Below are 12,048 nucleotides of genomic sequence, written 5' to 3' on the forward strand. Positions count from 1 at the left end.
ACGGGCCGGCGCTCGCCCGGCGCACCCAGCCATTTGCGATTCTAAGGGCTTTCACGTCTGCCCCTCCTAGTACGGGTCGATCGCGTCGCGCAGGCCGTCGCCCAGCGCGTTGAACGCGAAGACGGTCAGCAGCACGAAGCCGACGGGCGAGAGGATCCACGGATAGCTGCCGATGACCGAGAACGTCCCCGCATCCTGCAGCATCAGGCCCCAGGAGATCAGCGGAGGCTTCACGGCGAAGCCGAGGAAGCCGAGGAAGCTTTCCAGCAGCACGATGGTCGGGATGCCGAGCGTGATCGCGACGATCACGTGGCTCATCACGTTGGGCAGGATGTGCCGCGTGATGATCCGCCCGTCCCCGGCCCCCACCGCCAGCGCGGCGCGCACGTAGTCGATCCGGCGCAGCGCCAGCGTCTTGGACCGGATCTCGCGGCTCAGCTGCGCCCAGCCGAGGCCGACGATCACCAGGACGACGAAGGTCAGGAACAGCCCCGACGGCGCGGTGACGGGGATCAGCGTGGCGAGCGCGAGATAGAGCGGCAGCTGCGGAAAGGCGAGGATCACCTCGACGAAGCGCTGGAACCACAGGTCGAACTGCCCGCCGATATAGCCCGAGGTGATGCCGATCAGCGTCCCGATGATCGAGATCAGCGCGATGGAGGTCAGCGCGATGGCGAGGGAGATCCGGCTGCCGACGATGCCCCGGCTCAGGATGTCCCGCCCCAGCTTGTCGGTGCCCAGGATGTGCAGGGGCGAGCCGTCCTCCAGCCCGATGAAATGGGTGTCGGACGGGATCAGGCCGAGGAAGTCGTAGTCCCAGCCTTCGGCGAAGAGGCGGATCGACAGCGGGTTGGCGTAGTCCGGCCCGGTGATCGGCTGGAAGGTGACCGGGTCGAGCTCGTCGCTTTCCACGATGGGAAAGGCGACGGGCCAGAGCCGCCAGCCCGCCTCGGGGCCCTCGGGCACGTAGAAGCTGATCTTGGTCGGCGGCGCGAAGGAGATGTCGGGCTCCTTGGGATCCATCGGGGCGAAGAAGTTCGCGAAAAGCGCGACCACCAGAAGCAGCACGCAGAGGACCAGCCCCATCATCCCGGGCACCGACTTGCGGAACCGGCGCCAGACGAGGGCGCCGTAGCTCTGCCCCTCGGACGAGACGGTGGAGAGCCGCGAATCCTCGCCCTCCTCCTCGGGATATTCGGCGATGTCGGGCAGCACGCTGTCGGTCTCGACCGCCGGAACGGTGTCGTCGGTGAGCGAGCGGTTCGGCCGCTTGTCGTAGGGCAGGACGTCGGACGGATCGGAGGTCATTCGCCGCCTCCCACCCTGATCCGGGGATCGAGCACCGCCAGCAGCAGGTCGGCGATGATGTTGCCGATGATGAGCGTGGCGCCCAGCACCAGCAGCAGCGTCGCGGTGACGTAGATGTCGCCGATCCCCATGGAGCCGACGATGGCCGGCCCCACGGTGGCCAGCGAGAACACGATCGCCACCTCGATCTCTCCGGTCAGCATGTAGGGCAGGATCACGCCCTGGTAGGCGACCAGCGGATGCAGCGCGTTCGGCACGGCGTGGCGCATGATGACCCGGTGTTCGGGCAGGCCCTTGGCGCGGGCCGTCTCGACATATTGCTGGTTCAGCGTGTCGAGCAGGTTCGCCCGCATCACCCGCATGTTGTAGGCCAGCCCCCCGACCGTCGCGATGAAGACGACGGGCCAGACATGCTCGATCAGGTTCCAGAGCTTGGCCCAGTTGAAGTCGAAGGGCCCCAGCCAGTAGGGCTGCCCGCCGTAGCGCGACGAGTAGAACGAGCCCAGTTCCTGCACGTCGAGCTTGAAGGCCAGCACGTAGAGGATGATCAGCGCCAGCAGGAACCTCGGCACGGTCATCCCGAGGAAGCTGATGAAGCTGAGGACCGTGTCGGTCCAGGAATATTGCCGGGTGGCGGCGAGGATGCCGAAGGTGATCCCGAAAAGCGAGGCGAGGACGTGGCAGGCCAGCGCGAGCATGATCGTGCGCGGCAGCCGCTCGCCCACCACCTCGGCGACGGGCTTGTTGTAGAAGAAGCTGTGACCGAAATCGCCCTCGGTCAGGATGCCGGTCACCCAGCGGACGTACTGCACCACGATGGGGTCGTTCAGCCCGTGGGTCTCGCGGTAGCGCTCGGCCGCCTCGTTGGCGGCGGCGACCGTCGCGTTGCCCTGGGTGATCATGTTGGTGCGGATGAAGTCGGCGTAGTCGCCCGGCGGCGCGTTGATGATCGCGAAGGTGATCACGCTCATCACGAAGAGGACGGGGATCGCCTGCAGCAATCGAATGCCGAGGAAGCGGAGCATCGGGGATGGCCTTCCGGGGGTCGGGGAACGGGCCCCCGGGAGCCGGGCACGGATGTCCGGCCCCCGGGGATGGCGGACGGGCGGCGGGAGGGCCGCCCGTCGCCGGGAGGAGGGGGCGTCAGCCGGCCGTGACGGGGCCGTCAGGTCCCGGGATCGTCTCCGGGTGCAGCTGCAGGTCCATCTGCGCCTCCTGGGGCACGTAGACCCGCTCGCGGATGATGTTGTCCTCGGCCCAGTTGAACTGGAAGATCGGCGCCCCCGGCGGGATGTTGGCGAAGCGCTTGTTGATGATCAGCGCCCCCGGATAGGCGGTCAGGCCGATCCCGTAGAGGTTCTCGGTGTAGAGCTGCTGGTACCGTTTCATCAGCTCCGTCCGCTCCTCCGCGTCGCGGCTGCCGATGAAAGTGTTGATGATCTCCACCATCTCCTCTTCGAAGGGCAGCAGGTCGAGCTCGCCATCGGGATTGGCCCGGTGGTTGTTCGAGTTCTGCGGCCCGGTCGGGGCGAGCTGCTGGGTGTTCTGCACCACGGTGATGAGCTCGGAGGCGTTCCGCACCAGCATCAGGTCGAACCGCCCCGAATCCGCCGCCGCGTCCCGGTCGTTGCCGGTCAGGATCTGCAGCGTGGACTGGACCCCTGCCTCCTCCAGCATCGCGACCACGCCCTCGGCGAGGTTGCGCTCGGTCTGGTAGTCGGCATTGGCGAGGATGGTCAGCAGGACGTTGCCCTGGCCGGCGGGCGAGCCCTCGGGCCAGTTGTAGAAGCCGTCGCCATCCGTGTCCGCCAGGCCTGCCGCTTCGAAATGGGCGCGCGCGCTGGTCACGTCATAGGGATAGAAGACGGTGCTCTCGGCATCGTAGTAGGACGTGCCCTCGTAGAGACCGCCCGGATACTGCACGGTGAACGGCCCCTTGACGAGGCTCTCGCCCAGCCGCACCCGGTCCATCGCCTGCGTCAGGCCCATCCGGAACTCGGGATCGCGGTTCAGCTCGCGCACCGCCTGCGCCCGGTCGTCGGGCTCGCCCCAGCCGTTGCCGGACAGGTTCGGGAACAGCGTGTAGCCGATCGTCCGCGGCCCGAAGGCGAGGCGGGCGGGGGCGTCGTCCTCGGCCGCGCGGCGCAGCGATTCGACGAAGTTCTCGGGCTGTTCGAGGTTGGAGAAGTCGCCCGTGCCGGCCACCGCCTGCACGTCGCGGTCCGCCCAGGTGCTCAGCCGGTAATGCAGCTCGTCGAGATAGGGCAGCTGGTTCCCGTCGCTGTCGACCTTCCAGTAGTAGGGATTGCGGCGCATCACGATGATGTCCTCGGCCCGGTACTCGACCGGCGACCACGCGCCCATGACGGGAAAGCCCATCATCTCCGGCGGGAAGGCGTTGATGAACTGCTCCATCGTGTTGTCGGAATAGGCCGGATGCTGGGGCTTCAGGACGTGGCTCGGGCCGGGGCAGAAATTGCCGTAGGCCATCGCATAGAGCACGCTCTCGGGGAAGGCGCTCTCGAAGCTCATCGTGAAGGTATAGTCGTCCACGATCTCGAGCGTCGCGTTCGCGTAGGTCGCCGGGGTGGCGCCGTTCAGCGGCGTGACCTCGGGGTTCTGGACGATGTCGTTCCAGTAGAAGTCGATGTCCTCGGTGTCGAAGGGGTCGCCGTCGGACCACTTCGCCCCCTCGATCAGGTGGACGGTCAGCATCATGCCGTCCTCGGACCATTCCCAGGACCGGGCGAGGTTCGGCATCGGCTGCAGGTCCTCGGCCGCGACCTGGAAGAGCGGGCCGGTGCGGGTCAGGCATTCGTAGAGGCCGATGTCGATGCCGCCCCAGCCCTGGCTCTGGCCGCCCCAGTAGTTCCAGCCCTCGGGCCGGCCGCCGATCACGTGGCGCAGCGTGCCGCCATAGACGCCGGCGCCGTCCGGCATGTTCGACACCTCGTAGACCATCGGCTCGGCCGGCAGGCGCTCCTCCACCGGGGGCAGCTGGCCGGACTCGACGAAGGCGTCGAGCCAGGGCGCCTGCGAATAGCCGTCGAGCGCCCGGTAGCCGAGGATCTCGTCGAGCCCGGCGAAGACCGGCTCGCCCTGGGCCGAGAATTCGGGCGCCGTCGGGGGCGTGGTCGGCGGGGTGACCTGCGCGAGAAGCGCGGTCCCCGAGACGCCGAGAAGAAGCGCCGCCGAGGCGGCGCGCACGTGGATTGTCATCATTGTCCTCCCAAGGTCCGGCCGCCGCTGCGGGCGATCCGGGTCGATGCAAGCGGGGCTCTCCCGGCGGGCGCTCCTCCCGTGGTGCACCGCGCGTCCCCGGCTCCAGAATGAGACCGGCCCCCCAGGCGCCACAATGCCGTTATGCGAGATTGTCCTCCGGTTTCCTAAGATGGTATGCCGCGCCCATGCCCCGCGCGGACGAGATCCAGCCCAAGGTCGACCGGCATCGCGGCGTGCCCGCGCACGAACGGATCTTCTATTCCGACAGCCGCGCCTTCGGCCGGTTCGGCATGCGCGTCTTCTCTCCCACGGTGATGGAGACCCCGCATCGCCACGGCCATGTCGAGGCCAACTTCGCGACCGGCGCGACGCTGCATTACGACGTCGAGGGAGAGCGGATCGCCGTCCCCGCCGGGCATCTCTTCCTGTTCTGGGCGGGCATTCCGCACCAGCTCGTCGGGGTCGAGCCGACCGGCCCCGGCGCGCCGCGGCTGACCAACCTCTACCTGCCGGTCGACGGCTTCCTGCTGATGGCCCATATCGGCCAGCTCCAGATCGGCCTTCTCGGCGGCGGCATGGCCCTGCTCGATGCCGGCCTGTGCCCCGAGGAGATCGTGGAGCGGTGGTACGCGGACTACCGCTCGGGCGATTTCGAACGGACCGAGATCCTGCGGATGGAGCTGAACGCCGTGCTGCGCCGCGCGCTGCTCGGCGGGATCGACTGGCGCCGCCCCTCGGCCGCCGATGCCGGCGAGGGGCGGGTCCTGTCCTCGTCGAACATCCGCCACGCGGTCGAGATGCTGCGCTTCATCCTCGAGCACCTCGACCGGCCGATCGGCAATGCCGACGTCGCCGCGGTCACGGGCCTGCACCAGAACTACGCGATGAGCATCTTCAGCCGGACGATGCGGGTGCCGATGAAGCGCTTCATGCTGCGGATGCGGATGCTGCGGGCCCGCGCGCTGCTGCTGGAATCGACGGATCCCGTCGCGGCCGTGGCCGAGGCGTCGGGCTACACCTCGCTCAGCCAGTTCCACGCCGCCTTCAAGACCGCCTACGGGATGAGCCCCGCCGCGCTGCGCGCGCGCTACGCGGCGATGGAACTGCGCTGAGGGTCCCGCCCGCCCCCGGGGGCCCGGGAACAGGTCGACCGGCCGGGGCGGCCCGCCCCCTTATCTTGCCGGAAATACTCCGGGGGGTCCGGGGGGCAGCGCCCCCCGGCCCGCGCCGGCGGCAGCCGGATCACAGCGCCGGCGGCAGCCGGATCACACGGCCGGAGGCAGGACGAGGATCGCCCGGAAGTCGTTGACGTTCGTCAGGGTGGGTCCGGTCACGACCTGGCCCCCCGCGCGACCGAAGAAGCCGTGCGCGTCGTTCCGCGCCAGCGCCTCCCGCGCCCCGTCGAGCGGCATGTCCGGGCCGATCAGGGCCCCCGCCACCTCCGCCGCGCCGTCGACCCCGTCGGTGTCGCAGGCGATCGCGTGGATGCCGGGCGCTCCGTCCAGCGCGAGGGCGAGGGCCAGCGCGTATTCCGCGTTCGGCCCGCCCGAGCCGTCCCCCCGGCGCGTCACCGTGCATTCCCCCCCCGACAGCAGCAGGCGGGGCGCATCGCCCGTGGTCATCCCGGCGCGGATCCGCAGGGCCAGCGCCGCATGCTCCGCCGCCAGCTCCCGCGCCTCGCCCTCCAGCGCGTCGCCGAGGATCGTGACCTCGCATGGCCCAGCCGCACCGGCCGCCGCCGCGAGCGATTGCGCGGGGGCGGCGATCACCCGCGTCCGGCACCGGGCGAGGCGCGGATCGCCCGGCGCCACCACGCCGCTGCCGCCCCGCAGGACAGCCCGCGCCGCCTCCGGCACGTCCACGCGGTACCGGTCCAGGATCGCCAGCGCGTCGGCCGGGCGGCTCGCCTCGCCCACCGTCGGGCCGGAGGCGATGTCGGCCGGGTCGTCCCCCGCCACATCCGAGATCACCAGCGCCTCCATCCGCGCGGGACAGGACGCCGCGAGCTGGCCGCCCTTCACGGCCGACAGGTGCTTGCGCACCACGTTCATCGCCCCGATCGGCGCGCCCGAGGCGAGCAGCCCCGCATTCACCGCCCGCTTGTCGGCCAGCGTCAGGGGCGCGCGGGGCGCGACCAGCAGCGCCGAGGCCCCGCCCGAGATCAGCGCGATCACGACGTCGCCGGCCTCCAGCCCCGAGACGAGCTCCAGGATCCGCCGGGTCGCCGCCTCCCCGGCCGCGTCCGGGACGGGATGGGCGGCCTCGACGATCTCGATCCCGTCGCAGGGGCGGGCATAGCCGTAGCGGGTGACCACCAGCCCCTCGCAGGGACCCCAGGCGCTCTCCAGCGCCTCGGCCATCCGGGCGGAGGCCTTGCCCGCCCCGATCACGACGACCCGCCCGGCGGGCCGGTCCCCCAGCGCGCCCGGCACGCAGAGCATCGGGTCCGCGGCGGCCACCGCCCGGTCGAAGAGCGCGCGCAGGAAGGCGGTGGGATCGGCCCCGGGATCGGGGGCGGCATCGGAGGGGGCGGCGTTCGGGCGGGTCATCGGCATCTCCTTCGCCGCGGGGATACCAGCCCCCGCCCCCGGCGGGGAAGCCTTGCCTTCGCCCACCGCCCGTCGCACCCATGACCCCCAGGAACGAAAGGGAGACGCGACATGCCCCATGGCGGACAGGTGCTGATCGAGAGCCTGATCAATCTCGGCGGGCGCAAGGCCTTCGGCGTGCCGGGCGAGAGCTTCCTCGCCGCGCTCGACGCGATGCATGACAGCCGGGGGCGGCTCGATTTCGTGCTCTGCCGGCAGGAGGGGGGCGCGGCCTTCATGGCCGCCGCCTGGGGCAAGCTGACCGGCGAGCCGGGCCTGTGCTTCGTCACGCGCGGACCGGGGGCGACCAACGCCTCGATCGGGATCCACACCGCGATGCAGGACAGCGCGCCGATGCTCGTCTTCGTCGGGCAGGTCGCGACCGACCAGAAGGGCCGCGAGGCGTTCCAGGAGCTCGACTACCGCGCCGTCTTCGGGACCATGGCGAAATGGGCGGTCGAGATCGACGATCCCGCCCGCCTGCCCGAGATCCTCCTGCGGGCCTGGACCACCGCCACGACCGGCCGCCCCGGCCCCGTCGTCGTCGCCCTGCCCGAGGACATGCTCTCGGCCCCCTGCCCCGCCGCGCCGCTCACCGGCGCCGCCCGGATCGCGCCGCCCGCCCCGGACGCCGCCGCCCTGGCCGAGGCGCAGGCCCTGATGGCCGAGGCGGAGCGGCCGTTGGTCCTCGTCGCCGGCGCCCCCTGGCTCGGGGACGCGCAGGCGGCGCTGCTGCGCTTCGCCGAAGCCTCCGACATCCCGGTCGTGGCCGCCTTCCGCTACCAGGACCAGGTCGACAACGCCTCGCCCTGCTATGCCGGCGAGGCCGGCGTGGGCATGCCGCCCCATGTCGCGCGGCTGATCCGCGAGGCGGACACGATCCTCGCCCTCGGCCTGCGGTTCGGCGAGATGACGACCGGCGCCTGGTCGCTGCTGGACGTGCCCGAGCCGCGCCAGCGGGTGATCCACGTCCATGCCAGCGACCGCGAGATCGGCAAGGTCTACCGTCCCGCCCTCGCCCTCCATGCCGATCCCGCCGCGGTCGCGCGCGCGCTGACCCCGGTGCGCGGCGGCTGGTCCGACTGGCGCGCGCAGGCCCGCAGCGACTACGAGAGCGCGCTGCAGGCCCCGCCCCAGCCCTCCCCCGTCGACATGGGCGCGGTCACCCGCCACCTGCAGGAGGTGCTGCCCGGGGATGCGATCCTGACCAACGGCGCGGGCAATTTCGCGATCTGGCCGAACAAGCATTTCCGCTTCGGCCGCGACCAGCGCCTGCTCGCCCCGCAATCGGGCGCGATGGGCTACGGCCTGCCCGCCGCCATCGCCGCCCGCATCGCCCATCCGGAGCGCTGCGTGGTCTGCTACGCGGGCGACGGCGACCTGCAGATGACCTTGCAGGAGCTGGCGACGGCGGTGCAGCACGACGCGGCGCCGATCGTCCTCGTCGTCAACAACGGCATCTACGGCACGATCCGCGCCCACCAGGAGCAGCACTATCCCGGCCGCGTCTCCGGGACCGAGATGACCTCGCCCGACTTCGCCGCCCTCGCCCGAGCCTACGGCCTCCACGCCGAACGGGTGGAGCGGACCGAGGACTTCCCGGACGCCTTCGCCCGCGCCCGCGCCGCCCGCAGCGGCGCGCTGCTCGACCTCGACGTGGCGGCCGAGGCCATCGCCCCGCGCGCCACGATCACCTCGCTGCGCGAGGGCGCCCTGCACGCGAAGGGGGCGCTCTAGCCCCTCAGCCGCATTTCGAGAAGCCGCAATTGGCGCAGGTGAGGCAGCCCTCTACCATGTGGACGTCGTAGCTTCCGCAGGACGGGCAGGCCTTGCCGCGCGGGCGGTCGCCCGCCGGGGCGGCGTGGGGGTCGGATTTCAGCCCCGCCCCTTCCGCGGCGAGGAAGCCGATGGCGATCATGTGCCGCTCGATCACCCCGCCGATCGCGGCGAGGATCGAGGGGATGTACTTCCCCCCCATCCAGGCCCCGCCACGCGGGTCGAAGACGGCCTTCAGCTCCTCGACCACGAAGCTCACGTCGCCGCCGCGCCGGAACACGGCCGAAATCATGCGCGTCAGCGCCACGGTCCAGGCGAAGTGGTCCATGTTCTTGGAATTGATGAAGACCTCGAAGGGCCGCCGCTGCCCGTGCGCGACGATGTCGTTCACCGTGATGTAGATCGCATGCTCGCTGTCGGGCCACTTCAGCTTGTAGGTCGCGCCCTCCAGCTCGGTCGGCCGGTCGAGCGGCTCGGCCAGCCAGATCACGTCGCCGGAATTGGCGTCGGAGACGATCTCGGGCGCCGCGCCCGGCTCGGAAGGTTGATCGGCCGGGCCGCCGGATGCGGAGGGCTGCGCCGACCCGAGGGGGGGCGCAGACGCGCCGCCCCGTGGGGGCGGGTCGGCGCGGCCCGGCGTGCCGCCGGGCGGGGGGGCTTCCCCGAAGAGGAGCCAGCCGGCGGGGACACCGAACGCTTTACCTGCAAGCTCCGCGCCCTCCTTGGACAATTCCTGTTTGCCCTCGATGACCCAGAGCGAATATCGGCTGCGCTTTACACCCACCGCGTCTGCGGCGCTCTGCTGCGTCTCGTAGCCTGCCTTTTCTTGAGCCCAGCGCAACCGGGCCGCCGGGGACTGGAGTACCGGCAAGGTGGCCTCCGGCTTCGGCTCCGCCGCCGTCAGCACCGACCCCGTCACGTCGTTCGGCCGGTACGTCGTGCAGCCTTTGCACCCCTCGTCCCAGGCCTGCATGTAAACCGCCTCGAACGCCTCGAACCCGATCGTCGCGGGGACGTTGATCGTCTTGGAGATCGAGGAATCCACCCATCTCTGCGCCGCGGCCTGCATCCGGACATGCTCCTCCGGCGCCAGTTCCTGCGCGGTCACGAAATGGTCCGGAAACGGCGCGTCGCCATGCATCTCGCGCCAGAGGGCGACGGCGTAATCCACCACCTCCTCTTCCGTCCGGCTGCCGTCCTTCTGCAGCACCTTGCGCGTATAGGCATGGGCAAAGACCGGCTCGATCCCCGAGGACACGTTCCCGGCATAGAGCGAGATCGTCCCCGTCGGCGCGATGGAGGTGAGCAGCGCGTTGCGGATCCCGTGCGCGCGGATCGCCTCCCGTACGTCCGCGTCCATCTGCTGCAGCGTGCCCGAGGCGAGATAGGCCTCCGCCTCGAAGAGCGGGAAGGGCCCCTTCTCCCTCGCCAGGTCCACGCTGGCGAGATAGGCGGCGCGCGCGATCCGCTTCATCCAGCCCTCGGTCCGGGCCGCCGCCTCCTCCGAGCCGTAGCGCAGCCCGACCATCATCAGCGCATCGGCAAGCCCCGTGACGCCAAGCCCGATCCGCCGCTTGGCCTGCGCCTCCGCCCGCTGCTGCGGAAGCGGGAAGTTCGACGCGTCCACCGTGTCGTCCATCATCCGCACCGCGACCCGGACGAGCTCGTCCAGCGCCGCCTCGTCGATCCCGGCGGCCTCGGTGAAGGGCTCGCTCACCAGCCGGGCCAGGTTGATCGACCCCAGCAGGCAGGCGCCGTAGGGCGGCAGCGGCTGCTCGCCGCAGGGATTGGTGGCGGCGATGGTCTCGGCATAGGCCAGGTTGTTCATCGCGTTGATGCGGTCGATGAAGATCACGCCCGGCTCGGCATAATCGTAGGTCGCCCGCATGATGCGGTCCCACAGGTCGCGCGCGCGGATCGTCCGGGTGACCTGTCCGCCGAAGGTCAGGTCCCACGTCCCGTCCGCCTTCACGGCCTCCATGAACGGGTCGGTGACGAGGACGCTCATGTTGAACATGCGCAGCCGAGCGGGGTCGGACTTCGCGGCGACGAAATCCTCGATGTCGGGATGGTCGCAGCGCAGAACCGCCATCATCGCCCCCCGGCGCGAGCCGGCGGACATGATCGTGCGGCACATCGCGTCCCAGACATCCATGAAGGACAGGGGTCCCGAGGCATCGGCCCCGACCCCCGCCACGGGCGCGCCCTTCGGCCGGATGGTCGAGAAATCGTAGCCGATCCCGCCCCCCTGCTGCATCGTCAGCGCCGCCTCCTTCAGCGCGTCGAAGATCCCGCCCATGGAATCCTCGATCGTGCCCATGACGAAGCAGTTGAACAGCGTCACCGCCCGCGCCGTCCCGGCCCCGGCGGTGATCCGGCCGGCGGGAAGGTAGCGGAAATCCTCCAGCGCGGCGTAGAAGCGGCCCTCCCAGGCGGCGGGATCCGCCTCGACCGAGGCCAGCGCGCCGGCGATCCGCCGCCAGCTGTCCTCGACGCTGCCATCCACCGGCGTGCCATCCGCCCGCTTGAACCGGTACTTCATGTCCCAGATGGCTTCCGAGATCGGCGCGGCGAAACGGGTCATGGCGGCGGCCTTTGCAAAGACGTGAGCGCGCGGCTCTGGTCGAATCGGACATGGCAGGGATAGGACGCTACGCTAGATGTTGGGGTGAAACAAGAACGACAGGGGCAGGGATATGTCCGGATCGCTGCACATGCTGAAGCTGTCGGTCGGCACCGACAGCGTCGAGGACCTCGCCGCCTGGCAGGCCTCGGGTCGCGCCGCCACCCATGACGGACTGCCCCGCCACCGCACGCGGATGTGGCCCCGCCGCGCCGCGGAGCTGCTGGACGGCGGCTCGATCTACTGGGTCATCAAGGGCGTGATCCTGGCCCGCCAGCCGATCCTGCGCCTCGACGAGGTCACGGGCGAGGACGGCATCCCGCGCTGCCAGATCGTGCTGAAGCCCGGCCTGATCCGCACCGCGGCGGTCCCGCGCCGCCCCTTCCAGGGCTGGCGCTACCTGCCGGCGGACGAGGCGCCGCCCGACCTGTCCGAGAGCCGCCAGCGCGAGGACGCGCTGCCCCCGAAGCTCTCCGCAGCGCTGGCCGAGATCGGCGTGCTCTGAGGCGCCCGTCCTCGCGGTGCGGCGCG

At 70.8% G+C, this 12,048-nt stretch carries 8 protein-coding genes; 3 read left to right on the top strand and 5 right to left on the bottom strand.

The features are described from left to right. Window positions 1-66: 66 nt before the first annotated feature. The 3 genes from BUE30_RS11245 to BUE30_RS11255 all read right to left on the bottom strand — a co-directional run bounded on the left by BUE30_RS11245 (window position 67) and on the right by BUE30_RS11255 (window position 4,527). A complete protein-coding gene (locus BUE30_RS11245) occupies window positions 67-1,308 on the bottom strand; it encodes an ABC transporter permease (protein ID WP_083601355.1) in 1,242 nt (413 codons plus the stop codon). After that, window positions 1,305-2,333, bottom strand: coding sequence for an ABC transporter permease (locus tag BUE30_RS11250; protein WP_073330436.1), 1,029 nt, complete (start codon window positions 2,331-2,333; stop codon window positions 1,305-1,307). The genes BUE30_RS11245 and BUE30_RS11250 overlap by 4 nt, the downstream gene beginning before the upstream one ends. Window positions 2,334-2,451: 118 nt before the next feature. Then, complete coding sequence (locus BUE30_RS11255; protein WP_073331773.1) at window positions 2,452-4,527, bottom strand: ABC transporter substrate-binding protein; 2,076 nt, start codon at window positions 4,525-4,527, stop codon at window positions 2,452-2,454. Window positions 4,528-4,715: 188 nt separating this feature from the next. Between BUE30_RS11255 and BUE30_RS11260 the strand changes: the two genes are divergently transcribed. Further along, window positions 4,716-5,642 (top strand): helix-turn-helix domain-containing protein, encoded by a 927-nt coding sequence (locus BUE30_RS11260; RefSeq protein ID WP_073330440.1) that lies wholly within the window; start codon window positions 4,716-4,718, stop codon window positions 5,640-5,642. Between the two features lie 153 nt (window positions 5,643-5,795). Here the strand turns inward: BUE30_RS11260 and BUE30_RS11265 are convergent, their stop codons facing one another. Continuing rightward, entirely contained in the window at window positions 5,796-7,079 is a 1,284-nt protein-coding gene (locus BUE30_RS11265) for a glycerate kinase type-2 family protein (RefSeq protein ID WP_083601357.1), read from the bottom strand. 111 nt (window positions 7,080-7,190) lie between these two features. Between BUE30_RS11265 and BUE30_RS11270 the strand changes: the two genes are divergently transcribed. Further along, window positions 7,191-8,855 carry a thiamine pyrophosphate-dependent enzyme gene (locus BUE30_RS11270; RefSeq protein WP_073330443.1) on the top strand — a complete coding sequence of 555 codons (1,665 nt, stop codon included), beginning with the start codon at window positions 7,191-7,193 and terminating at the stop codon, window positions 8,853-8,855. A 4-nt stretch (window positions 8,856-8,859) separates the two neighbouring features. On the opposite strand, the gene BUE30_RS11275 is transcribed toward BUE30_RS11270, so the two are convergent. Then, the gene (locus BUE30_RS11275) at window positions 8,860-11,478 is read right to left on the bottom strand and encodes an adenosylcobalamin-dependent ribonucleoside-diphosphate reductase (protein ID WP_073330448.1); all 2,619 of its coding nucleotides are present in this window, start codon (window positions 11,476-11,478) and stop codon (window positions 8,860-8,862) included. Between the two features lie 112 nt (window positions 11,479-11,590). On the opposite strand from BUE30_RS11275, the gene BUE30_RS11280 reads away from it, so the two are divergent. After that, window positions 11,591-12,022, top strand: a complete 432-nt coding sequence (locus BUE30_RS11280; protein WP_073330451.1) for a DUF1489 family protein — start codon at window positions 11,591-11,593, stop codon at window positions 12,020-12,022. Window positions 12,023-12,048 lie beyond the last annotated feature (26 nt).

It is taken from the genome of Wenxinia saemankumensis (genome assembly GCF_900141735.1).
GTDB classification, from domain to species: Bacteria; Pseudomonadota; Alphaproteobacteria; order Rhodobacterales; family Rhodobacteraceae; genus Wenxinia; species Wenxinia saemankumensis.